Here is a 22027-nt window from a genome sequence, read left to right as displayed (position 1 = left end):
GGCCCATTGCAGGCCTCCCTTGTTTTTCACCATCAAGAAGTACCCAACCCCTGTGACAAATCGGAAGACGAAGGCCGCGCCGTTTCCGGCTTGGTCTCCACTTCGGTTTGTTCAGTGGTTCGAGTCACCGTGTCACGCACTGCTTCATACCCTTCCTGAGCTTTCTGCTTGGCCTTGTCGACCATGCCAGCGCTGGTACGGCCCATGTAGCGCTGTTCGGTGGAGGTAGTCGGCAACGCCGCGCCGAGCAATGCACCGAGCGCAACCCCGGCGGCAGCCACCATCAGCGGTTGCTCCTTGAGCAGGTGGCTGAATTGCTGGCCGAGCACCTGCGAATTACGCGACAGTCGATCACTGGCGTCATGCATCGCATGGCTGAGGTTTTCCTTCGCCGCACCGACGTTTTCCCCGAGGTGGCTGGCCTTGCCTTTCAGCGACTGGTAGCCGTCCTTCAGCGTGTCAGTAGTCGAGTGCAAATGCGCGCGGGCGGTGTCGATGCCGTCGGCCAAACCGTCGGCCCACTCGCCGGCCTTGTCCTGATCCGGCCCGCTGCGATAGGTCGGTTGCGGCACTGGCGGGCGATTCTGGCTGATCATCAGCCAGAGCAGCCCCACGGAAGTCAGCACCGCAGGTACCGGGTTATTGCGCACGCTGGTGCCGAGGTTGGTGAAGAACGTCGAGCCGTTGCTCTGCATCATTCCCCAGGCCTGATCGATCATCTGTCCGGGGGTGAATTTGCTCTCGAGTTGATCGACGATGTTGCCGATGCTCGCGCGTTGCGCATCGATTTCGCGCTCGATCTGCTCCGGGCTTTTTTCCGCTTCGATATCCAGTTCGCTTTTCATGAGACTTTCCTCCGCAGCGCTTCCTGATCCTTGTTCAAGGCGTCGAGGGTGCGATCAGGTTTGAAGTGAGATGGCTCGAATTGCTTCTTCCCGGATTGCAGCATGGCGAAGCCAATGATCATCACCACCACGCCGACGATCAGCGCGGCCAGCCATGGCGCCATGAACATGCTCAGGCCGTACACCGCCGACATCAGCAGAATAATAAAGCCGGCGAGGAACACGATCGCACCACCGGCAACCGCACCGATGCCCGCCTTCAGCGTGCTGAGGCTGTTCTGCAGTTCGGCTTTTGCCAATGCCAGTTCCTTGGTGAACAACGCTGGCACCTCTCGGGACAGTTGTCGCAACAGACCGACCACCGAAGCGTCATCCGTTTGGCCGAGGGGCCTTGCCCCGCTCAGATCAGATTCATCTCTGTTCATCACAGTTCTCCTTTGGCGTCGGGTGCGTGCGGTACGGAAGCCGCGGCAAAATCAGCGGGGTGATCGCTGTCACTGGGCGAGGTCGGGGTGATGCCGGTGGCCAGTCCCGGATTGGCGTGGGCCGATGACGGTACTGACGATTCATAGGGTCGCTGCGCACCGTAATCGGCTGGCGGTGGCGTCGATGTCGTGCCCGCCGCCGGATCGTGCTCGGCGCTGACCGTCGCTGCTGCGGCCGTGCCGGCTTTGAGAAACCGCGACAGGCCGAAACCGATGGCGATGCTGCCGGCGATGAATAGCCCCGGATTGCTGCGCGCCAGATCCGCCGCATCGTGCAGCAACTGCTCGGCACTCTTGCCGCGCAGGTTGCCCGCCAGCCCGGTCATGGAATCCGCCATGTCCGTCAGGTAGTCGGACATGCCAAGCGTGTCCTTGTCCTGCAATTCCGAGACGAAGCTCTTTGCGCCTTGGGCGAATGCTTCTATCTGTTCGGCCGCGGTGTCCCGGTACTGTCCGAATTGCGCGTCGGCCTGTTGCCGCGCGCCGCCAATTGCTTCGTTGACGTCGTCTTTCAAATGTTCAAAACCCTGTCCAGGCTTGCTGTTCGGATCACCTGATTCAAAGCCTGCCCTGCTGTCTTGAGTATTCATGTGGCCCCTCGCGTTCTGACTTGAAAACGGAAAAACGGAGCTACACGGCAACATTGCCAAGAGCCCCCACATAGAAGATGACGGAGCAGCTTGCGCGAGAGTTCAAAGAGGTTGATGAGCGTGCGACATCAGGTCTGGATCAGCGACGAAAGGTTGCGCTTGGCACGATTGCGTTGAGCTTCTGCGCCTGGCTGCGGTCAAGACAAGGCACAAGCATTTATCTGCAACACGACGCTGAAACCCGCAACAACGCCGATAGATGGCAGAATCCCCACACCCTGATCACTTCGGAGACCGCAATGCTTCGCCTGTTTGAAGAAAGGCTCGACCCCTTCCCGCCCGACGAGGCGCCGCCACCGCCAGTCGGCCTGATGCGCTTCTTGTGGGCCTGCACCCGGGGCGCGCGCGGCTACATTCTGGCCTTCGCCCTGCTCAGCGCCAGCGTGTCGATCTACGAGGCGTGGCTGTTTTCTTTCCTTGGGCAAGTGGTGGATCTGCTCTCGACCTGGCAATCCGGCGGCGCCGCCGGTGATGAGGAAAGCCGCGTGTTGTGGGGCATCGGCATCGTGCTGGTTGTCAGCATCGGCCTGGTGGCGCTGCGCACGATGGTCCAGCACCAGATCCTTGCGATCAATCTGCCGCTGCGCCTGCGCTGGGACTTTCACCGGTTGATGCTGCGGCAAAGTCTGTCGTTCTTCTCCGACGAGTTCTCCGGCCGGGTCACGACCAAGGTCATGCAGACTGCGTTGTCGGTGCGCGAGGTGCTGTTCACCTTGATCGAAATCCTCCCCGGCATTGGCGTGTACTTCATCGCGATCATTGCGCTGGCCGGTGGCTTTGCGCTGAAGCTGATGCTGCCGTTTCTGGCGTGGATCGTTTTGTTCGGACTCGCGATGGTGTATTTCGTCCCGCGTCTGGGCAAGGTCGGCCAGGAACAGGCCGATGCGCGCTCGTCGATGACCGGGCGGATTGCCGACGCCTACACCAACATCACCACGGTCAAACTGTTCTCGCACTCCAAGCGTGAAGCGCACTTTGCCCGTGCGGCAATGGAAGATTTCAAGCTCACCGGATTCCGCCAGATGCGGCTGGTCAGCCAGTTCGAAATCGTCAATCAGGCGCTGGTGGTGGCGTTGATTCTCGGCGCTGGCGGTTATGCATTGTGGCTGTGGCATCAGGGCGAAGTCGGCACCGGCGCCGTCGCGGCGATCACCGCCATGGCGCTGCGCATCAATGGCATGTCGCACTGGATCATGTGGCAGATGACTTCGCTGTTCGAAAACATCGGCACCGTCCAGGACGGGATGGCCACGCTGACCAGCGGCCCGAAAGTCCAGGACGCGCCGGATGCCAAAGTGCTGGAGCCGGCCGGCGGCGAGGTGGTTTTCGACAATGTCAGCTTCAACTACAACGGCGAACGACAGGTGCTCGACGGCTTGACCCTGCATATTCGCCCCGGCGAAAAAATCGGTCTGGTCGGCCGCTCCGGTGCAGGCAAGTCGACACTGATCAACCTGCTGCTGCGCTTCTATGACGTTGATCGCGGCGAGATCCGCATCGATGGGCAGAACATAGCCGAGGTCACCCAGGACAGCCTGCGCAGCGTGATCGGCATGGTCACCCAGGACACGTCGCTGTTGCACCGTTCGATCCGCGACAACATCGCCTACGGTCGCCCGGACGCCACCGACGAAGACATCCACCGCGCGGCGGTGAACGCTCAGGCCGATGGTTTTATCAGCCAGTTGAGCGACAAGCAGGGCCACAGCGGTTACGACACGCTGGTCGGCGAACGCGGCATCAAGCTTTCGGGCGGCCAGCGACAACGCATCGCCATCGCCCGGGTGATGCTGAAGAACGCACCGATCCTGCTGCTCGACGAAGCCACCAGCGCACTGGATTCCGAAGTTGAAGTCGCGATTCAGGAAAGCCTCGATGAAATGATGCAGGGCAAAACCGTGATCGCCATCGCCCACCGCTTGTCGACCATTGCAGCGATGGACCGGCTGATCGTCATGGACGAAGGCCGCATCATCGAACAAGGCACCCACGCGCAACTGCTCGAGAAGAACGGCACCTATGCGCGGTTGTGGCAGCACCAGAGCGGCGGGTTTCTCGGTGAGGACCGGGGTTTGGTCGAGGTGATGGAGGAGTGATCAGGCTGGAGGGCCGGGGCCGGCCCTCCATCGATTGGCCTAGATGGTGACGGGGCTTTCGGCATCAATCGGAAGCTTTACGCGAAACACGGTTCCGCCCTTCAGGTCAGAGCTGACTTCGATTGAGCCGGCATGCGAGGCGACGATTTCCGAGGCGATAAACAGGCCCAGCCCGAGGCCAGCGACGGGCCCGTGATCAACTACGGAGCGCTGCGAGAAGCGCCCCATCGGGTTGAAGATGAACGGCAACACGTCTTCCGGAATCGGCTCCCCGCCGTTGTGCACCGTGAAGACCGCGCAATCCTCCCGCGCTTCCAGTGCAACCGTAACCGGAAACTGATTATCGCCGTGGGTCACCGCATTGCTGATGATGTTGGAAAACACCTGTTCCATCCTGGCGCCATCGAACGCTCCCATCACCGCTTCCGTCGCATCGAACCGCACGTTGGCCTGCGGATGAAAGGCGCGGATTTCCTCGATCACCCGCTCGCACACAGGGCTGAGATCGATCAGGGATTTTTTCACCGGAATCCCCGGCCCCATCTGGCAACGCGTCAGATCCAGCAGGTCGCCCACGATCTGGCTGGCGCGCTGCACGCTGGCGTAGATCTGCCTGGCCACTTTGCCGGTGCGCGGGTCAGTGGCTTCGGTACGACGCAACATATCCGCACCGAGCAGAATCGCCCCCAGCGGCGTGCGCAAGTCATGGCCGAGAATCCCCAGAAACACGTTGCGCGACGCCTCGACGGCGCGCGAGTAGCTGGCAATCGACTCGGCCAGCGCCTGATCGATGGCTTCGTGAAAGCGTGTCATGTCGTCGACATTCACTGATTTGCCATCCTTGACCTGACGCAGCCATTGGGTCAGCACACTGGTGCGCAGCGCGCGGTATTCCGACACCATCTGATCGATGGTAAAACCGGCCATCAACCGCGTCACCGCGTGGGTTTCCGCAGCTGTTTCTTCATCGTCGCGCGGCGCTTGGCCCTGGGCTTTGGCGATTTGTTCGCTCATGGTCTGCTTGGTCCGCAGATCGATCACGATGGCGCGCAACATCTGCTCGGCGTGATCGCGCAGCGCGACGTTATCGAGCTCCACCCCCGGCGTTTCGATGGTGCGGGCGAAATCTTCCCAGGCCTGCAGGATCGGCTCTAGGTTTTCGAGAATGAAATCTGGCAGGCGCATGGCTGTAGTCCGCAGGGGAAATCCATCAACGCCAGCAACTGAGCCGGCGCAGATTTCGGAAAGGGCAATTCAGGAGTACAGAAGGTACGGCTGAGGGGATGCAGCCTACCACCAAAGCGCTGGGCTAACGTTGGAGGAAAATCGGTGTGCTGAAGAGGTTGCGGTCGGCATGAGATGATCGCTGCGCCCGCAACGAACGTCTCTGAAGCGACTGCGGCTACGGACTCCTTGCGATGAGAGAAGTCCGTTTCAAGAGGTTATCCGTCGAGAGTCTTCACTCCAGGCATCGCTTGGGCGTCAGTCGAGTTTGCTCGGTGTTCGGCACCTCAGCACTGAAATCTGCCTGTTTACGGCTGCTTAATTCAATCGGATAAGGACCGGTCTGCGCCAGAGCTGCCTGCACACGGCTGACAAAGGCCGCGTCGTCCAGGGTGTAGAAAACCCACACCTGACGCTTTCCGCCGGTGACCGTGCACCCCCACTTTGCGAACCCATCCGCCGTTACGGCCGCCTTAATCAGGCGGTCCACCTGCATCATCCGCGCGGATTCCTTCGAACTCGGCAGGAAGCGATCCGACACGTATTTCCAGCTGATGCGAGCCTTGTAAGGAAATGCCTGGGTATCCTTGAGATTCAAGTCGGAAGGCATGCGAAAACTCGCTGGCATTGGCTCGTCAGGAAAATCAGACGGTTGGAAATCGCTGTCGCCTGGCACGGCCACTTGCCGTTGCGGATTGTCAGCAGGATCATCACTGAGCAATATTCTGAGCGCTTCAGCTTGGCGCTCTTTCCGCTCGCTCATGCATTTGGCGTAGGCCGTTGTATGCGCTGGACCGGCATCCAGACAAGGATCGCGCTCTACCGGTTTTGGAGTATGGGAGCGCGTGCAGCCGGTCGTGATCAGGCTTGCCAGCACCAATAAAACAACGGCTGGCCAGATTTCAGGGCGCAGGGAAGCGTGGGGAGTGACTTTCAAGTGGCCTTCCTTGGATGAGCTGCAGTACAAGACATATGGAAAACGGCGCATTTTGCCTGCCATCCCTGGCCCATGAACAGGCCAAAGCGGAATTAAAGTGGCAACTCATCACAAACAGTGCTCGACCAGCCACAGCCGCTTGTGATGAACAGCCACATACTCCCTCAGATGCCTACGCTGGCACCGTTGCCCGGTACGCCAAAATCGCCACCCGGAAAAGCACCACCCTCAATGTGATACACGCTCGGCTCTGCGGAAAAATAATCCTCCAGACCCAGCATGAAGCGCTGGTGGTCTTCGCTTTCTTCAAACCCCGGCGAGTGATCCTCAAGCGATTGCCAGCGCACGATCAAATTGAATTGCTCGGGGATTTCAATACCTTGCGCCAGCATGTGGCCGCCATATCCCTTGGCGCGGGTGAGCAACGGTTCGACTTCGGCAAATGCGCGTCGGAAGGCTTCAGTCTGATGCGGGTGAACGGGCAGCACAGCGATCTCGTAAACCATGATGTTTCTCCAAAATCAGTGAGCGGATTCAGACGATGAGTGAAGGCTCGACGGCGATGGCGATTTTTCCCAGCAGACCGTTGTTGGCGCTCTCCAGTCGAGCGTGGGCGAGCGGGATGTCGGCGAGGGAATAGACCGCGCCAACATGGGGCCGCAACTGGCCGCGCTCGACCAACGCGCTCAGTTCATCGAGCTTGCCGCGATTCTGCCGGGTGAAAACGAAGTGGTAGCTGGCGTTCTTGCCCCAGGCCTGAACGAGGTTTTGTGGCTGCGCGATGTCGACGATCGAGACGACGCGGCCAAGCTGGGCAAGCGCGTCGGCACTGCGAGACAGGGTATCGCCGCCGATGGTGTCGAACACCACATCAACGCCATGCCCGGCGGTTTCGCGCATGATCGCTTCGACGTAGTCCTCTTGGGTGTAATCGATCACCACGTCGGCACCCAGGCTGCGGACGAAGTCGGCGTTGGCCTCGCGCACGGTGGTGAACACTCTGGCGCCCATGGCTTTGGCCACCTGAATCGCCACATGGCCGACCCCGCCCGCGCCGCCGTGGATCAGAATGCTTTCGCCAACGCGGAGCACGGCGCGCACGGTCAGCGCTTCCCAAACCGTACCGCCGACCAGACTCAGACTAGCCGCCTCAAGGTGGCTCAGCGATGCAGGCTTTCTGGCGATGATGCTTTCGGCTGCGACGTGGTACTCGGCATAACTGCCCTGCCCGTCGAATATCTGCGGGGTGTACCAGACTTCGTCGCCCGGCGCGAAAGCGCTGACGCCCGGCCCGACGGCTTCAACCACGCCCGACACGTCGTGACCAGTAATGGCTGGCAGCGGCACCAGATCGGGATAGTCACCGCGCCGAACCTGATAATCCAGCGGATTGATGGAAGTAGCGTGCACTCGGACCAGCACTTGGCCCGCTTGCGGAACCGGTTTTGGAACGTCGCTGAGTTCGAACGAATCAGGACCGCCGAAGGATTTCAAAATCATCGCTTTCATGGCAAAACCTCGTATCGATAAAGAGGGATATCGAGAATTCTCGATATCCTAGAGTAAAAAAATTTACAGCTCTTTCCCTATGATCTCTGCAAGCGCGCTGATAGCAGCCTCATTGCGTTTGTAGTAGGTCCATTGACCGATGCGCCGCACCTCAACCAGCCCCACTCGCTGCAACGTGGCCAGGTAACTCGACACCGTAGACTGCGACAGGCCGATACCTTCCTGGATGCTGCTGACGCAGACACCCTCGACGAGAACGTCACCCTCATCCTGCGGGGGGAAATTCTTGACGGGATCCTTCAGGCCTTCAAGGATCTTGAGGCGCGTCGGGTTCGAGAGGGCTTTGAAGATTTCGATCAGTTCCATGCGCCGAGGATATCGAGATTTTTCGATATGTCAATGCCCGCGTGCAAAGCGTCCAGATAATAGCGAGCAGTCACACCACCAGCCATCAGCAGTGACTACTCTATTCAGGACATGGGAAGCGCGCTGCCTTATCAGTCGAGACCAACGCGGTTCGCTAGTAAATTAAGAGGCCGTTAGCGTTAGGGCCAATGAGGCACTATTTACCATGATCGGTTGGAAGTCGCATCATCATTGACTCTGTAAGAAATATGAAAATTCGCTTTTTGAAACCGGTTTCGACCAACAGGTATGTGTCATTTACGTTCAAAAGCACATGAACCTGCCCTCGAAATCTCTCGCTCTCGAAATTAACCAAGTCTTCAGTCATCATTTTGTCAAATCGCAGCATTCCTGTATAAAAAGAAATTGCCACAACTGATCCAGCGAGCAAATAACTGTAGTCACGCATTAGCGACCTTCTAAGTGCGATTCTTTTTTTATCAAGGATTCGTTGAGTCTGGGTTTTAGGGCGAATAAGTATACCGGACTTCAATATGGACGCTATAACCACACCAATGACACCCATCCATGTTAGTTGGCCGACAGTTGAAAAATCAAAATCCAGATATGCAAAATTGAACATGACAGTGAATATCAGAAAAAAGAAGACCCAGTAAATCAGCTTTTCTGCAATATTGGTTTCTCTGTGCATTTTTTTGGCAGGTTTAGCTAACCATTTGGGAAATCGTTTACTTGCCGCGATTGTTAACGCTGCTAGAGGAGCGAGTGCAGAATAGTAGAACTGAGAAATTGCAAAGGAAAAAACCTTAGTAACCATATAGCAAAACATCACATAGAAGGTGAATGTCGCTACAAAGCTCGTAACAAACCTCAGCGAGGCTACTGATACTATCTCAAACGGCACCTCTATAAGAAACCCAATGTAATGAACCGTACCCAATGAGAGAAACGCCATTACTGCCTTTAGCATTGAGATGAAGGTTTTATTTTTCGGTAACTTTGCGTGTGCCAAAATCTGTTTTAGCAATGGAAAATCTCTGCAGTCATGAACGTGGTAGGAAATTCGTTAAAAGCGTATTGGGGTTTAAGCTTCCCTCAGTAGATAACCATTACAACATGGCCGCGCGGCCTTGAGCCATTACCTAGAGCGGTTGTTTTTCAGCAGCGGTTGGGGTTGGGGGTTGCGCTACTGGCGGTTCCGCATGCGCCGCTTTAGCTGCAGGAGCGCATCCTGGAAAGGGCTTTGCAGGATTGGAATGTCGGAGGCGGGCAGATTTTTTGTATTTTCTCCAGTCAGAAACTGTTACCGGCGAAGGCCCGGGCTTTGGTGCGGTTTCAGGGCAATTTCCGGCGCCGTGAGATCAATCAGCAATGATTGCCACTCGGAAATCGCCGGATGCGCTTTCCAGTTTGAATTATCCGTGCAGAAACCGACTTAATACCGCACTTTGAATACTCATGATGAAGACCACGCTTATCGCCGCCTCCGCAACGGTCATGACCAAGACCATTCTAAACACCGCAAGCTTATGGTTTGACCAGGCATTGACTAGTAAAGCTCATATCCGCTTGGCCCACCCACGTCTTCCATAGCAACGATCACGCTTGCTTTGTACCTTTGAACTCCTCGAGCGACTCTTCGAGAAAAGTAGACAAGTTCGCAATTAGCGATATAAACAATACCAAAAGGCACATCGCAAACGGCAGCGTACGCTTTAAACCAGCGAGGCTGAGATCAAACTTTCCAAGATTAATTTACTACCAGCTACTAATGCGATTTTGAGCGTAATTATTTGCGACGTGAGATTCCGCAGAAAATCCAACAACGGTTTCCGACCAAGGCCAAAGAACATGAATTCTCCTTGAAAATAACTAACCCGTATTTTCGAAAGCTGGAATTCCATAAACCATCGATTTACCGTCAATCCTTTTTTTAGCTTGAGGACCGGACGATAAATTACGTCAAATATCGAAATTCAAACGTATATAAAAATCGGGGATGGGCCAATGGAATACCCACACTTTGGCCAAGTCGATATCGCGTAAATATCAGGATTCGACAAACTCTTTTTCAATCATGCATGCAATCAACCACACCAACGCCGCAGGCAGGATCCAAGTGAGCACGACAAGGACCAGAATCACAGCAACTTCCAGCGGACTTTGGCTCTGAAAAGAGTTTGAATATGACGAAAACATAGTTGCAGCGAACACAAATAACCCCAAAACGACTTGAAAGAACAGAATTCCAAACGCGTTACCATGCTCCCGCAGATGTCTATATGAGTCCACGATACCCCCTTTCGCGCTCGATCGCTTGTCCGCCAGTTTTTCATAAAAGGCGTACAGGTCTGAGCTTCGCAAAAGACATTTGACTATTATAAAGAACTGCGCCAAAACCACAGCCACTGCCAGAAAAATCACGACAGCAAACCAAATTCTCAGCAGGGCACTCATTGCACTCAATGAGAGAAATGCAACTGGAATGATCGAGGTCAATCCCAAAAACCACACCATCGACTTGCTAGGGCGTTGCAATCGGAGTGTGGAGCGCTGAATAAGGAACCGGCCAGCGTGGAGAACTAAAATAGGTGCACTCGCCACATAAGAGAAAACCAACCCAGCCGCCAGGAAAATTCCCACCTGAATGAGATCGATGGGTTCTCCGGATTTAACGAACACAAGACTTGAAATGGGTTGACTTTGTTGAACGAGCAAAAACAGAATCAACCCGCCTAAAACGGCGCCTACGCTATACCTAAGAGCGTAGAACTCCCAGAATCGTGATGAGCTTTCATCTTTTTGGTCCATTTGTTCCTCCTTGATTGGTGAATAATGGCATTAAGCCGCTACACAGTAAACCCCATGCGTGCGGCGCTCTGCCAAGCAAGTGATTACGTATCAGCATCTAAAAAAGCGAAATGCGAACGACATCAGTGAAGAACAGCCGCGCCTCTGCTCGCTAGCTATTCTGCGTAACATTCAGGTTCATCATTTTGCGGCATCCAGCAACACCCACAACCGCACGATTTTCCCTCCGCTGATTTCTGCCACATCGACGCCGCTGACGATGACCGGCCCATCGCCCGGGCCTGCGTGCCAGCGCAGATAACCCAAGCCGTGATGCCCAACTGCAGTTCCCTCCGCAACAAAAGCGAAGTCCGGCCCGAACTGATCCAGCAACGCACCGGCCACCTCTGAAATCGCCGCCCGCCCGGTGACGATGCCAGTCGGTTCGTACATCGTCGGTGTGCCTGCAAAAAGCTCCTGCACCGCCGCAATGCGCTTCTGTGCATCGCGCTCGTTGAACACGCGCTGCAGGTTGGCCCGCAGCAAGGCGTCGTAGTTTTCCACCTCACTGATATTTCGCGAATCTGAGCCAGACATTTTTGAATCCTCGATTGGTATGTGAAGCCCGGTTGCCCGGGCTCAGCGGTCAACCATGTTTGACCAGGTTCAAGGCTGGCAGCGGTCCGCCCGGGAACTGCGCAAGCATTCCCTGCTGCACACCGCCCAGGTCGATGCCGTAAAAACCCAGTTGAGTAATCAGCTCTGCAACTTTGGTTTTGCTCGCGGCATCTTCACCGGAATAAAACAGCACACGCTTGCCGCCCTCGGCGGAGGGATCGCTCAGCAGAGCCGCGAGCAAATGGTTGAAGGCCTTGATCACGTGCGCACCGGGCAGCATCTGCGCCAATACTTGCGAAGACGGCTGGCCGCCCAGATCGAACGGTTTGAACAGTGGCGCCTCGATCGGGTTGTTGGCGTCGATCACGATACGTCCATCCCAAGGCCCGAGATCGCGTACCGCGTCGGGGATCTTCGACCAGTTCACCGCCAGAAAAACAATGTCCGCCTGACTGGCTTGCTGAGCGGTCACCGCTTGTGCGAGTGGACCCAATTCGTCGACCAAACCGCCAAGGCTCTGCGGCCCGCGGCTGTTGGCGAGGCTGACCGGCAGGCCTGCGTTGACGAGCAACCGAGCAATGGCGGTGCCGATGGAGCCAGTACCAATGATGCTGATAGTCATGATGCTCTCCTTACGCTGTGAAGCCGCCGTCGACGATTAATTCTGCGCCGGTGACAAACCCGGCGTCCGCACTGACCAGGTACGCCACCGCACTTGCGACATCCTTGCCCTCGCCGTACCGCCCCATGGCGATGTTCGGGCGTAGGAAATCCGCAATAGGCCCGTCGGCCGGGTTCATGTCGCTGTCGGTCGGGCCGGGATGGACGGTGTTCACAGTGATGCCGCGCGGCCCAAGATCGCGCACCAGTCCACGACTGAAACCGGTCAGCGCACCTTTGCTCAGGGTGTAGACGGAGGCGGTAGCGAACGCAGCGTATTGCACCATCGAGCTGCCGATGTGAATGATGCGACCGCCCTGCCCCATGTGTTTGAGCGCTTGCTGAGTGGCGACGAAGACGCCGGTCACGTTCACCGCAAGGATGCGTTGAAAGTCCTCAAAGGCGATGTCCTCCGGGGCACCGAGCAGGCTGATACCAGCGTTGTTCACCAGAATGTCGATCTTGCCAAAACGCTGTGCAACCTCGGCAATCGCTGCACGTACAGCCTCGGGGTTGCCCGCATCGGCCGCCAGCGCCACAGCCTGGCCGCCCGCCGCAACGACTTCCTGCACGACCGCTGCGGCGCGATCTGGCGATGCGTTGTAGGTGATAGCGACGGTGGCGCCATCTGCCGCGAGGCGCTTGGCGATTGCTGCGCCGATGCTGCGTGAGCCACCGGTCACGATGGCGATTTTGCCGGTCAGTGGAAGCGTGGAAGTGTTCATGGTCGAGCCTCTGGTTGGTTGGAGTTGATGAGGCTATGAAACGCCTTTTGATCTTCCACCAGTAGTGGAAGCCCACTAGAATCACTTTCAATTATTCGTTGAAGGTGCGCAGATGGAAACCTTAGGCAATTTGCTCTCATTCGTGCGCAGCGCCGAGGCGGGAAGCTTCTCTGCGGCGGCGCGGCGCCTGGGCCTGACACCCGCGGCGGTCAGTCGCAATGTCGCGCAGCTGGAGGCAAACCTCGGCGTACGCTTGTTTCAGCGCAGCACGCGCAAACTCACGCTGACCGAAGCGGGAGAACGCTTTCTGGCCAACGTCGGTTCGGGACTGGAAAGTGTTCAAGCGGCGATTGCCGATGTGGCCGGCAATGCCGGAGAGCCTTCAGGGCTTTTGCGTCTGAGCGCAGCACCCGGTTTCGCCAGGGATTTTCTGTTGCCGCTGATGCCCCAGTTTCTCAAGCAATACCCCGCCGTGACCCCTGAATGGCACGTCGACAATCGCCAGGTCGATCTCATCGCGGACGGGTTTGATGCGGCTATCGGCGGCGGCATCGAACTCGCGCAAGGTGTGGTGGCCAGAGCCATCGCCCCGGCGCATCTGATTCTGGTGGCATCGAAGGAATACCTCTCGGCACACCAGCGCATCCGGCACATCGAAGAGCTGGCGACGCTGGATCACCTGGCCATGCGCTCGGTACAGACCGGCAAGGTGCGCAGCTGGATGCTGCAAGGGCCCGACGGGCAACGAGCACCGCTGGAGTTGACGCCGCGCCTGTTGGTCAACGACCCGCAAGCGCTGTGTCAGTGCGCGCGCTTGGGATTGGGGGTTGCGCTGTTGGCGGTTCCAGACGTGCTGCCATATCTGCAGGACGGCACTCTGGAGCGGGTTTTGCCGGACTGGCATGTCGATGCGGGGCAGATTTATTTGTACTTTTCCAGCCAGAAACTGTTACCAGCCAAAACCCGGGCTTTTGTTGATTTTCTGGTCGGTCAGGCTCGAGAGGATGGGTGGGCAACTCGACTCGATGCTCGGGCTTAGCAAGCAAGTTATACGACCTCTGAAACTCAACCAGCATCACGCCTAAGCGGTTTTTCAAGCCTTTCAAGCTTGCCGCGCCTGCTCGATTACGGTACAAATCGGGCAGTTGTACGACAACATAATAAAAGCCTGAGCCACCCCGAGTGGCTATCATTTTTGAGATCTGCCATGTCCCGTCCTGAGTTTGCGCCTACTGTACCGCCGCCCTTCCCCCGTTATCTCGCCGTGATCATTCTGTTGTGCATGGGTTGTGCGTTCGCCGGCAACCACGTCGCAGCACGGGTCGCTTTTGATGATGGCGCGGGCGTGTTGCTGGCGATTCTGATGCGCTCGGGCGGGACCTTGCTGGTGCTGGCCATTCTCGTCCTGTGGCAGCGACAAAGCCTGCGCCTGCCGACGGGCGCGTGGCGTTGGCAACTGTTGTTGGGCCTGCTGATTACTGCGCAGAGCCTGTGTCTGTACTCCGCTGTCGCGCGGGTCCCGGTCGCTCTGGCGCTGCTGGTGGCCAACGTGTTTCCGATCCTGCTGGCCTTGCTGACCTGGGCGCTGGGCGGCCCACGCCCAACCGCGCGCACCGCGATGTTGATGGGCTTGATTCTCGTTGGGCTGGTGTTCGTGCTGGACGTTCCCGGACGTCTGTCAGACAGCGCCAGCGTCGGCCCGGAATGGCTACTGGGCGTCGCACTCGCCTTCTGCGCCGCCAGCGTCTTCGCCTGCGCGCTGTGGATCACCGACCACAAACTGTCGCAAGTGCGCGGCTCGGTGCGCAGCCTGCTGACCATCTTCATCGTCTTCAGCAGCGTCAACCTGGCCGGCCTGACCGGTGCCCTCCCCGGCGGACTCAACCTCCCCGCCACCTCAACCGGCTGGCTGGCCCTTGCCACGCTTGTCGTACTCTATGGGACCGGCTTCATTGTGTTGTTCATCTCCGTACCCCGACTGGACATGCCACGCAACGCCCCGGTGATGAATATCGAACCACTGGCGACGTTGTTGATGGGCTGGATTGTGCTGGATCAAATGCTCAGCAGAGGGCAGATCGTCGGTGGAGTGATTGTGGTGAGCGGGATTGTTTTGCTGACGTATCGCAAAGTGCCGGTGAAGGTTGGGGTGAAGGCTGAGGTTTGAGGGGATGTGGTGGCGGGACTCATGGTTGGCGAGTCCTGCTTATCGCTCCCGGCTCGATACCGGATCAGCAGAATTGCAGGCTCTCTAGGTCTACCTGGGCATAGCTTCCTATTTCACCCTTGTAGAGATAAATCGCAGTTACCTCCAGCTCCGTTCGTAAGAATTCCGCCAGCGTTCTGAGTCTGGTGCTTGTGGTCATGGCAGGGCGTACAACCGTCGCGCTACCGGGTTGGTCATCGTAAGTTCTGACGAGAAACTGATCGACACCATCCAGAATCAGGTAATTGAACCCTCGATACTCATAGCCTGCGTCGTAGTCGACATCATCGAAACGGTCGGCCTTTTCTATTCTCAAGACGCCGCCCCGCTAATTCGACTCAGCGAAATTGAAACGGTCTGGCGCCTGAAAAGTAGATGGCGCTCCATCAACGTCATTTACCAACTACCGTACGGGATGCCGAACTTATCAATGTAACGCTTGGCCTTTTCACTCACGGGATAGGCATAGCGCCCGCCATGCTTGCCCTGCTCCGGGCCGAGAGGTTCGAGTTCGCCTTGAGCATGGGAGACTTTTATCGGGCGGTGGCAGGAGTCCCTGACCCACGCTTGAAGCACTCCCCCCGGGGCGAGCCCCACAAGCAGCGTTGCGGAGTAACGTGCGGTTCTTTCGGGAGTCTTCGGGCACCGCTGATGTGTGGACTGCACCATCAGTTGCCTCGCTTCCTCTGGAATCTCTATGAAGCCTTTATAGGTTTTCTGCTCCGATATCGACTGCCAACGGACAAAAATCATTCGAGGAAGGTCAGCACCGGTAACCATAACTCCAGAACCACCGACTGTTCCCCAACCACGGGCAGACTCCGTCCCATCTTCTGGTTCGCCTCCGGGAGCGGATTTTCCACCGACTCTGAAAAACATTCTGTTATTGATATCCAGCACCGAGCTGTCCTCAACCCAGATCTTCATGTAATTCGGCTCAACGAACCCTATTTGCCACCAAGGAGACTTGGGGTCATTTTCCCCACTTTCGAAACCTCCTCTCTGGCAGCCCATTAACAATAAGGCGACAAGCAGAGCGATTACAGACTTCATTACCAGAGCTTCCAATCAGCTACGTGAGGATGTTGTACACGGATCGCGTCTTCCGTCGGGGCGTTGATGTAAACAGCATCAATACCGCTCCCGTCTCTTCTTCCAAGGGGATGATTCCAGTTTGCAGAGGTATGAATGTACTTCAGCTTGAGCAAAGCCTCTTCTTCAGCAGTTGTTCTGTAGTTTCCGGTGAGAAATCGGTCACAAAGAGGTTGCAGCTCTGCCGGCACGGAGTATTCGTCATCTTCCGGTATATCAATGAATTGAACACCCTTTTCTTTTGCCAGCTGATACATGACTCTTAAATAAACTCTCGAAAGTTTACCACTCACCGGACGTTTCAATTGTAGAGCGGCATATACGCGCTTCTGCCCCGGTGAAAGCCTGTCTTGATGCTCCTGCGGAATTTCGAAGGAAGCCGGGGTGACAATATCCAGCAGATGCGCAGGCCATCCTTTAGCAAGCCACTCGCTTTTTACGCGCGCGGCGTCGTGATAAATCGACGTCGTTGAAACGTCTACGTACCGAGGTACATCGAGAGTTTGCATCGGACTGACAAGCACGCGTTCCTCTACTTCATCAAGATAGCTGCCGCCAACATCCGAATGAACCCCGGGAAGAGTGTACTCAGGGTGCGCGGGCTTCACTCGGCTGAGCGCAAAATTAGCGCGACACTCATCACGCGCTACGAGATGTACGACATCCGTGAAGTATTGACGGTCCAGGTAAAGCCTCACACCGGGAGCTATAGGACTCTTCACCCGGCCAAGATTGGTGAAGCCAGCAATTGAGGGCACCGTGTCAAAGAGCCCGATGAAACCCATTTTGATGCCGTTTCCGTATTTATTATCAAAGGTGCGACTGAAATCTGCGGCGTTCCGGTTTAGGAGATCTCCTAAAGCTCCTTGCTTATCCCGCACCACTTCATTTGCGAAGTGCCGTGCAGCAGCAGCCCCACGACTGAAGCCAAATGTATCGAAAGTCAGGGACGCAATTTCACTGTCGGGGTTCTCTTGCAGTGCCTCTTCGATAGCTTGTTTTATCTGCGTGAAGGACGCTTGTACGCGACTCGTAACACCAGTCTCACCTCGCCCCGTTCCAGCACCTACAGCACTATCCATCTGATTGCTTTCAGTGCCTATACCTTCGACATATATTGGGCTTGAGACGTACTTAAGAAAGCCATCGCCTTCGGCTTTCTGGGTCTTTTTATACAGAGAAAACAATTTCCTGATATTCGTAGGCCCGGCGCCATAACTACTATCCGGGTCACTCATGTAAGGCATACAGCTAGCTGGTATATCCTCAGGCGCAATCGGATGCTGAGCACCGCACAACAACCCCGCAGCAGAGTTGTTCGCATTGTTGCCTGTGCCATCAAAGAAAACCCCGATTCTCAACGCAATGCCTATCTTCTCAGGCTCGCGCGCGGGCTCTTTCCCATGCTTCTCATACTCGGCCCAGTGTTGGGCGTGTAGGTCGACGGGTTTGGCTTGTTCGTAGCGGTAGTTTTTCGGCAGGTTTGGAACGTAACCACTCAATCCTTGATTCCTTGTTCTGATCCTTGAAGAACGGCCCGAAGGGTGACAGTCGAGCCCGGGTGGTGCAAGCCGTGGCCGTGTGCCAGCCATGGCGCGCCCGGGGATTGCGACGAGGTTTTGCGCTCGTCGCATTGCGGGTCATTTGGCGATTTCGACTTTATCCAACGCCTGATTTACCGCGATTTCGCCGAGCATGACGACCTGGGCGATGCCTAGCAGGGTTTTGCGGCGCGGGTTGTCGAGCAGCGCGGCGAAGTCGTAGAGCATGGTGGTGGCCGAGCCGAGGGATTCGCTGGCGTTGGCCAGCAGGGACTCGGTGTCGTATTTCGGGTTGGCGAGGAACATCTGTTCCGGGGTGTTGGTGCTGGCCAGGATGTCTGCCGGGCCGAGGTAGTGATCGAGGGCGCGTTCGGCGGCTTCGTGAAGCTTTTTCGAGGCTCTGGATTCGTAGGGCGATGCGGGGTCGGTGGTTGGGGGATTGGGTGTGACTTTGAACATGGTGAAACTCCTGATTATTCGTCTGGAGCTACCAACATCACTTGCAGATGATGGGTGGCAGCTGTGTGCGGGTCTGCAAGACCGGGAAATCAGGAACCCGGCAGACCCGAAGGTCTCCCGCACAAAGCCGCCATTGAGCGGACACGAACAAGTGTCCTTTGGCAGGGCTATGCGACTGATTCCGAAGGGCTTGCAGACCCGATCACTGATGAGCAGTGACAGGAATCAAGTTACGGAGGGAACGGCAGACGCACAAGCCGGCGGATTCTGGCGTAGTCGTAGGGAATGGCGCAAGGCGTTGTAGCCGTTTGCTTAAGGCTGGAGTTACTGTTTAAACGGGCTGAGGGTTTTCTGTTTATGTGGCTGTGAATGTGCTGCCGTCATCGCGAGCAGGCTCAATCCTACAAGGGGATTGTGCTGAGGTTCCCGGCGGCCCTTGCCTGTCACGATCCTGAAATTTCCCGTCTGATCTGAAGAGCAATCACAGCGAAACCTTTACCAGTGCCGCGCTGGGAAACTGCATGGTTCTGAATTGAAGTTACATCTTCCCATCGCTCTACAGTTTCCACGCACTGGTGATCACTGTCGGTGTCAATTTCAAAGGCTATGAACCGTTCTGCCTGATTCAGGATCAAGCCATACAGCCGTGGCATGCCGGGGAAATCGACTTCCAGTTCAAGTACCACGGTGCCCGCCCAGTCGATGCCCTGGCTTTCGCCATAACCAACCAAGGCGACGGGAAGACCGGCGTTACGCCAGAATTTTGCGGTCGTCATCAGCCGATGGGCCGTCACGGCATTCTGTTCCTGCACATTCAACTGTCGCTTCTTGAGCAGGCGGTTGATCTCCATTTTGCTCCTCAGTCGTTTGCCGCTAGTTGTCCTTGGTACTTCAAAGCCTCCATCAAAAAACCCAGCGCTCGACGAAACACAGGATGGCAATCGCCATACGGTAACTCATCGAGCGAGGCCCAGAAAAACTCGAAGACATGCCCGTGATCATCCAGTGTCTGGTGAGACCATCGCTCTGGCAGTGGCTCACGCACCTCGCAATGTTGAAACGACCAGACTTGTCCGTGGTGGCAAGACACCCAGCTGCCTAAATCTTCACAGATTGTCGCATTGTGGATACCGGACTCTTCCGCCAGTTCTCGCAAAGCGGCCTCGGCAGGTGATTCGCCGCGCTCAATGGTTCCTTTTACTAACTGCACCCCAGCCTGTGGATGTCGAAACAGCAGGATTCGCGGGCGCTGTGCGAAACAAAGCACAACAGGACAGGCCTTGTCGGGATGCATAAAGATTTCCTTATCGGTTTAAACGATCAATCGGGGTGGCATCACCCCTGCGTTACGAGCGTCAACTTCGGCCAGATCTCGAGCCATCTCTTCGACTGCACGCGCTCCACAAACACCGCGTTTTTATCACTTTCAAATCGGGCGGTTGGCCGCACTTTCAGCGCAAACAAATCCTCCAGCCCCAACGGCGCCGAAACCTTTATCGCGCCATGCCGATCAAGCCTGACCGCTACTGCCGTAGCAGTTTCCGGCCAGAACGTCATTGCATCGGCAGCCGCCCCATAAGGCGCATCGGCGTTCCGCTGGTGCATGCGTGCCTGGTTTTTCACCGACCAGTTCAAGCCACTGCACAGGGCTGCAAGCTCGACCTCCAAGGCCAGGTCTGTTTGCGCACTGGCACATGCTGTGTCAAACCATACGACATCAATGTCCTCGGGCAACGGCGAAGGCTGGCGCTGATGCAGATGATCCCAAACCAGGCTGCGCACAAAACCTGCGGCAACCCAGCAGTCCGGCAAGTTGAGATCCCTGACCATGCGCAGGATGTGCATACGGACGGGATCCTCAGCAATCAGATCCCGCAGTTGCGCTTCCAGATTCATTTTTTCAGTCCATATCCGTTTGCTGCACGAGCCTACCAAAGGTTTCGGGCAAAGGTCGCTGGTGCTCAACATAACGTCACGTAACCAGACGAGCCTCACACCATCCGCCGCGAATCCCGCCGTACCGCCTGCGGCGGCACGCCAAAGCCGCGCATGAACACCTCGCGCATGTGCCGACGGTCACGAAACCCGGTTTCCCTGGCGACTACATCCAGACTGTGACTGCTCTGCTCGATCAGCAAACGCGCTGCTTCCAGCCTTAGGCTCTCTATCGCCTTGGCTGGAGACTGGCCGGTTTCGGCGGTGAACACGCGGGTGAATTGCCGCGGACTCAGGTGCACCACTTCGGCCAGTTCTTCGACGCTCAGCGGGCGATTGAGGTGCTTGCGCGCGTAATCCAGCGCACTCTGAATGCGGTCGGATTTGGGCGACAGCGACAGCAATTCCGAATGCTGCGACTGCCCTCCAGATCTACGCTGATGCATCACCAGTCGATGGGCGACCGAGCGGGCGATTTCGCTGCCCAGATCCTTCTCGACCATACCCAGCGCCATGTCGACACCAGCGGTCATGCCCGCCGATGTCCACACCGGGCCGTCGATGATAAAGATGCGGTCGTCCTCGACATTCACCGAGGGATGCATCCTGCGCAGCGCCGGGGCGAACGCCCAGTGCGTGGTCACGCGGCGGTTATCCAGCACTCCGGCCTGCGCCAGTACGAACGAGCCGGTGCAGATGCCGGCCACGCGGCGTGCGCCGTCGGCGAGCCCGCGCACGCTGTGCAGCACGTCAGCACCGGGCGGCGTCAGCGGTGTCAGCGTGCCAGCCACCAGCCAACTGTCGGCCAGCCCCGCTTGCGTCAGCGGCAACGTATCGATGTGCAAGCCCAGCGAGGAGCTGACGATGCCGCCGGCCTGGGAAAAATTTTGCACCTTGTACACGGCTTTGCCGGTGACGATGTTGGCGAACTCGAACACCGACTGGGTCGCCAGCGCCATGACCTGAAAACCTTCCGAGAGCAGATAGCCGACTCGATGCATGGTCGCGCTCCGTTTGTTGAATGTCCTGAAACACTACCACATACGTCATTCAGGTCGGAGCAGGTTTTCTCCATCATGGCTTGCATACCAATCAATCCACTCGCGGGACGCAGCTCATGAAACTTGAAGCGAACACGATCTTCATCACCGGCGGCACTTCCGGCATCGGCCGCGCACTGGCCGAGGCCCTGCATCAGCGCGGCAACAAGGTCATCATCGCTGGTCGTCGCCAGACCCTGCTGGCAGAGATTGCCCAAGCGAATCCGGGCATCGACACCGTGCAGCTGGACATCAACGATGCGCAGCAGATCAAGGACGTCGCCGCCGAAGTCATCCGCCGCCATCCGTCGTTGAACGTAATCATCAACAACGCCGGGATCATGCCCTTCGACAACGCGGGTTCCGGCGACTTCAACGATGAACAGGCCGTCGGTCTGTTGCAGACCAACCTGCTCGGCCCGGTACGCGTCAGCGCGGCGTTCGTCGAACACCTCAAGCGCCAGCCCGAGGCCTACATCATCAACAACAGCTCGGTGCTGGCCTACCTGCCGCTGGCGACCACGGCGCTATATTCGGCGACCAAAGCGGCTATCCATTCCTACTCGCTGTCGCAGCGTTTCATGCTGCGCGACACCAGCGTCAAGGTCCTGGAAATCGCGCCACCTTGGGTTGATACCGACCTGATTCACAAGAGCGGCGACGAGCGCGCCATGCCGCTGGGCGAGTTCATCGAGGAAACCCTGATCAAGCTGGAAACCGCCACTACCGAAGTGCTGGTTGACCGAGTCTTGCCGCTGCGAGCCAACCAGGGCGCGAACGAGCACGGGTTGATCGAGCAATTCAACCTGTCGCTGCTGGAAAATCCTATTCCGGTGGCCTGAACTCACC

The 22027-nt window shown here is 57.1% G+C and carries 24 protein-coding genes; 4 read left to right on the top strand and 20 right to left on the bottom strand.

What is annotated here, in order from left to right; translation table 11 throughout:
* Positions 1 to 32: 32 nt before the first annotated feature.
* Genes OK411_RS12095 through OK411_RS12085 form a run of 3 tightly spaced genes read right to left on the bottom strand, consistent with a single transcriptional unit; the run spans position 33 to position 1920 of the window.
* Positions 33 to 845 (bottom strand): DUF3618 domain-containing protein, encoded by an 813-nt coding sequence (locus tag OK411_RS12095; protein ID WP_264364962.1) that lies wholly within the window; start codon positions 843 to 845, stop codon positions 33 to 35.
* A complete protein-coding gene (locus OK411_RS12090; protein ID WP_024012566.1) occupies positions 842 to 1270 on the bottom strand; it encodes a phage holin family protein in 429 nt (142 codons plus the stop codon). The genes OK411_RS12095 and OK411_RS12090 overlap by 4 nt, the downstream gene beginning before the upstream one ends.
* Positions 1270 to 1920, bottom strand: a complete 651-nt coding sequence (locus OK411_RS12085; protein WP_264364961.1) for a hypothetical protein — start codon at positions 1918 to 1920, stop codon at positions 1270 to 1272. The genes OK411_RS12090 and OK411_RS12085 overlap by 1 nt, the downstream gene beginning before the upstream one ends.
* A gap of 299 nt (positions 1921 to 2219) precedes the next feature.
* Here OK411_RS12085 and OK411_RS12080 point away from each other — a divergent pair, with 299 nt between their 5' ends.
* The gene (locus tag OK411_RS12080) at positions 2220 to 4076 is read left to right on the top strand and encodes an ABC transporter ATP-binding protein (protein WP_056784851.1); all 1857 of its coding nucleotides are present in this window, start codon (positions 2220 to 2222) and stop codon (positions 4074 to 4076) included.
* Between the two features lie 39 nt (positions 4077 to 4115).
* Here the strand turns inward: OK411_RS12080 and OK411_RS12075 are convergent, their stop codons facing one another.
* The 10 genes from OK411_RS12075 to OK411_RS12030 all read right to left on the bottom strand — a co-directional run bounded on the left by OK411_RS12075 (position 4116) and on the right by OK411_RS12030 (position 12905).
* Positions 4116 to 5261 (bottom strand): sensor histidine kinase, encoded by a 1146-nt coding sequence (locus OK411_RS12075; RefSeq protein WP_264364960.1) that lies wholly within the window; start codon positions 5259 to 5261, stop codon positions 4116 to 4118.
* A gap of 274 nt (positions 5262 to 5535) precedes the next feature.
* The gene (locus tag OK411_RS12070; RefSeq protein WP_167333554.1) at positions 5536 to 6237 is read right to left on the bottom strand and encodes a DUF695 domain-containing protein; all 702 of its coding nucleotides are present in this window, start codon (positions 6235 to 6237) and stop codon (positions 5536 to 5538) included.
* A gap of 164 nt (positions 6238 to 6401) precedes the next feature.
* Positions 6402 to 6743 carry an antibiotic biosynthesis monooxygenase family protein gene (locus OK411_RS12065; protein WP_264364959.1) on the bottom strand — a complete coding sequence of 114 codons (342 nt, stop codon included), beginning with the start codon at positions 6741 to 6743 and terminating at the stop codon, positions 6402 to 6404.
* Between the two features lie 28 nt (positions 6744 to 6771).
* A complete protein-coding gene (locus OK411_RS12060; RefSeq protein ID WP_133339986.1) occupies positions 6772 to 7746 on the bottom strand; it encodes a zinc-dependent alcohol dehydrogenase family protein in 975 nt (324 codons plus the stop codon).
* Positions 7747 to 7809: 63 nt separating this feature from the next.
* A complete protein-coding gene (locus tag OK411_RS12055) occupies positions 7810 to 8112 on the bottom strand; it encodes an ArsR/SmtB family transcription factor (RefSeq protein ID WP_024012559.1) in 303 nt (100 codons plus the stop codon).
* 196 nt (positions 8113 to 8308) lie between these two features.
* Entirely contained in the window at positions 8309 to 9139 is an 831-nt protein-coding gene (locus OK411_RS12050) for a hypothetical protein (protein WP_264364958.1), read from the bottom strand.
* 1022 nt (positions 9140 to 10161) lie between these two features.
* Positions 10162 to 10923 carry a hypothetical protein gene (locus OK411_RS12045; RefSeq protein ID WP_264364957.1) on the bottom strand — a complete coding sequence of 254 codons (762 nt, stop codon included), beginning with the start codon at positions 10921 to 10923 and terminating at the stop codon, positions 10162 to 10164.
* 180 nt (positions 10924 to 11103) lie between these two features.
* A complete protein-coding gene (locus tag OK411_RS12040) occupies positions 11104 to 11466 on the bottom strand; it encodes a nuclear transport factor 2 family protein (protein ID WP_264364956.1) in 363 nt (120 codons plus the stop codon).
* Between the two features lie 82 nt (positions 11467 to 11548).
* Positions 11549 to 12145 (bottom strand): NADPH-dependent F420 reductase, encoded by a 597-nt coding sequence (locus OK411_RS12035; protein WP_264365070.1) that lies wholly within the window; start codon positions 12143 to 12145, stop codon positions 11549 to 11551.
* A 7-nt stretch (positions 12146 to 12152) separates the two neighbouring features.
* A complete protein-coding gene (locus tag OK411_RS12030; protein ID WP_264364955.1) occupies positions 12153 to 12905 on the bottom strand; it encodes a 3-oxoacyl-ACP reductase family protein in 753 nt (250 codons plus the stop codon).
* A gap of 112 nt (positions 12906 to 13017) precedes the next feature.
* Here OK411_RS12030 and OK411_RS12025 point away from each other — a divergent pair, with 112 nt between their 5' ends.
* Positions 13018 to 13944, top strand: a complete 927-nt coding sequence (locus OK411_RS12025; protein WP_264364954.1) for a LysR family transcriptional regulator — start codon at positions 13018 to 13020, stop codon at positions 13942 to 13944.
* A gap of 168 nt (positions 13945 to 14112) precedes the next feature.
* Positions 14113 to 15072 carry an EamA family transporter gene (locus tag OK411_RS12020; protein ID WP_264364953.1) on the top strand — a complete coding sequence of 320 codons (960 nt, stop codon included), beginning with the start codon at positions 14113 to 14115 and terminating at the stop codon, positions 15070 to 15072.
* Positions 15073 to 15507: 435 nt separating this feature from the next.
* Here the strand turns inward: OK411_RS12020 and OK411_RS12015 are convergent, their stop codons facing one another.
* The 7 genes from OK411_RS12015 to OK411_RS11985 form a co-directional block, all read right to left on the bottom strand.
* Positions 15508 to 16164, bottom strand: a complete 657-nt coding sequence (locus OK411_RS12015; protein WP_264364952.1) for a DUF2931 family protein — start codon at positions 16162 to 16164, stop codon at positions 15508 to 15510.
* Entirely contained in the window at positions 16164 to 17705 is a 1542-nt protein-coding gene (locus OK411_RS12010; RefSeq protein ID WP_264364951.1) for a T6SS phospholipase effector Tle1-like catalytic domain-containing protein, read from the bottom strand. Before OK411_RS12010 ends, OK411_RS12015 begins: the two co-directional genes overlap by 1 nt.
* A gap of 138 nt (positions 17706 to 17843) precedes the next feature.
* Positions 17844 to 18203, bottom strand: coding sequence for a DUF6124 family protein (locus OK411_RS12005; protein ID WP_264364950.1), 360 nt, complete (start codon positions 18201 to 18203; stop codon positions 17844 to 17846).
* 443 nt (positions 18204 to 18646) lie between these two features.
* Positions 18647 to 19054 carry a hypothetical protein gene (locus OK411_RS12000; protein ID WP_264364949.1) on the bottom strand — a complete coding sequence of 136 codons (408 nt, stop codon included), beginning with the start codon at positions 19052 to 19054 and terminating at the stop codon, positions 18647 to 18649.
* 8 nt (positions 19055 to 19062) lie between these two features.
* Positions 19063 to 19497 carry an NUDIX hydrolase gene (locus tag OK411_RS11995; protein ID WP_264364948.1) on the bottom strand — a complete coding sequence of 145 codons (435 nt, stop codon included), beginning with the start codon at positions 19495 to 19497 and terminating at the stop codon, positions 19063 to 19065.
* Between the two features lie 41 nt (positions 19498 to 19538).
* A complete protein-coding gene (locus OK411_RS11990) occupies positions 19539 to 20099 on the bottom strand; it encodes a nucleotidyltransferase family protein (RefSeq protein WP_264364947.1) in 561 nt (186 codons plus the stop codon).
* 95 nt (positions 20100 to 20194) lie between these two features.
* Positions 20195 to 21139, bottom strand: a complete 945-nt coding sequence (locus tag OK411_RS11985) for a GlxA family transcriptional regulator (RefSeq protein WP_264364946.1) — start codon at positions 21137 to 21139, stop codon at positions 20195 to 20197.
* Between the two features lie 116 nt (positions 21140 to 21255).
* Here OK411_RS11985 and OK411_RS11980 point away from each other — a divergent pair, with 116 nt between their 5' ends.
* Positions 21256 to 22020: an SDR family oxidoreductase gene (locus OK411_RS11980; protein ID WP_071171898.1), complete on the top strand. Its 765-nt coding sequence runs from the start codon at positions 21256 to 21258 to the stop codon at positions 22018 to 22020.
* The last annotated feature ends 7 nt before the right edge of the window (positions 22021 to 22027 follow it).

The organism is Pseudomonas sp. RG1, assembly GCF_025910115.1.
Lineage (GTDB): Bacteria > Pseudomonadota > Gammaproteobacteria > Pseudomonadales > Pseudomonadaceae > Aquipseudomonas > Aquipseudomonas atacamensis.
Note: the sequence above shows the minus strand (reverse complement) of the source record. Positions and strands in the feature narration are given on the sequence as shown.

Excerpts from the sequence above, each read along its gene's own strand:
- OK411_RS12095 (WP_264364962.1), bottom strand. The coding sequence starts at position 845 with ATGAAAAGCGAACTGGATATCGAAGCGGAAAAAAGCCCGGAGCAGATC.
- OK411_RS12090 (WP_024012566.1), bottom strand. The coding sequence starts at position 1,270 with ATGAACAGAGATGAATCTGATCTGAGCGGGGCAAGGCCCCTCGGCCAA.
- OK411_RS12085 (WP_264364961.1), bottom strand. The coding sequence starts at position 1,920 with ATGAATACTCAAGACAGCAGGGCAGGCTTTGAATCAGGTGATCCGAAC.
- OK411_RS12080 (WP_056784851.1), top strand. The coding sequence starts at position 2,220 with ATGCTTCGCCTGTTTGAAGAAAGGCTCGACCCCTTCCCGCCCGACGAG.
- OK411_RS12075 (WP_264364960.1), bottom strand. The coding sequence starts at position 5,261 with ATGCGCCTGCCAGATTTCATTCTCGAAAACCTAGAGCCGATCCTGCAG.
- OK411_RS12065 (WP_264364959.1), bottom strand. The coding sequence starts at position 6,743 with ATGGTTTACGAGATCGCTGTGCTGCCCGTTCACCCGCATCAGACTGAA.
- OK411_RS12060 (WP_133339986.1), bottom strand. The coding sequence starts at position 7,746 with ATGAAAGCGATGATTTTGAAATCCTTCGGCGGTCCTGATTCGTTCGAA.
- OK411_RS12055 (WP_024012559.1), bottom strand. The coding sequence starts at position 8,112 with ATGGAACTGATCGAAATCTTCAAAGCCCTCTCGAACCCGACGCGCCTC.
- OK411_RS12045 (WP_264364957.1), bottom strand. The coding sequence starts at position 10,923 with ATGGACCAAAAAGATGAAAGCTCATCACGATTCTGGGAGTTCTACGCT.
- OK411_RS12030 (WP_264364955.1), bottom strand. The coding sequence starts at position 12,905 with ATGAACACTTCCACGCTTCCACTGACCGGCAAAATCGCCATCGTGACC.
- OK411_RS12025 (WP_264364954.1), top strand. The coding sequence starts at position 13,018 with ATGGAAACCTTAGGCAATTTGCTCTCATTCGTGCGCAGCGCCGAGGCG.
- OK411_RS12020 (WP_264364953.1), top strand. The coding sequence starts at position 14,113 with ATGTCCCGTCCTGAGTTTGCGCCTACTGTACCGCCGCCCTTCCCCCGT.
- OK411_RS12015 (WP_264364952.1), bottom strand. The coding sequence starts at position 16,164 with ATGAAGTCTGTAATCGCTCTGCTTGTCGCCTTATTGTTAATGGGCTGC.
- OK411_RS12005 (WP_264364950.1), bottom strand. The coding sequence starts at position 18,203 with ATGTTCAAAGTCACACCCAATCCCCCAACCACCGACCCCGCATCGCCC.
- OK411_RS12000 (WP_264364949.1), bottom strand. The coding sequence starts at position 19,054 with ATGGAGATCAACCGCCTGCTCAAGAAGCGACAGTTGAATGTGCAGGAA.
- OK411_RS11995 (WP_264364948.1), bottom strand. The coding sequence starts at position 19,497 with ATGCATCCCGACAAGGCCTGTCCTGTTGTGCTTTGTTTCGCACAGCGC.
- OK411_RS11990 (WP_264364947.1), bottom strand. The coding sequence starts at position 20,099 with ATGAATCTGGAAGCGCAACTGCGGGATCTGATTGCTGAGGATCCCGTC.
- OK411_RS11985 (WP_264364946.1), bottom strand. The coding sequence starts at position 21,139 with ATGCATCGAGTCGGCTATCTGCTCTCGGAAGGTTTTCAGGTCATGGCG.
- OK411_RS11980 (WP_071171898.1), top strand. The coding sequence starts at position 21,256 with ATGAAACTTGAAGCGAACACGATCTTCATCACCGGCGGCACTTCCGGC.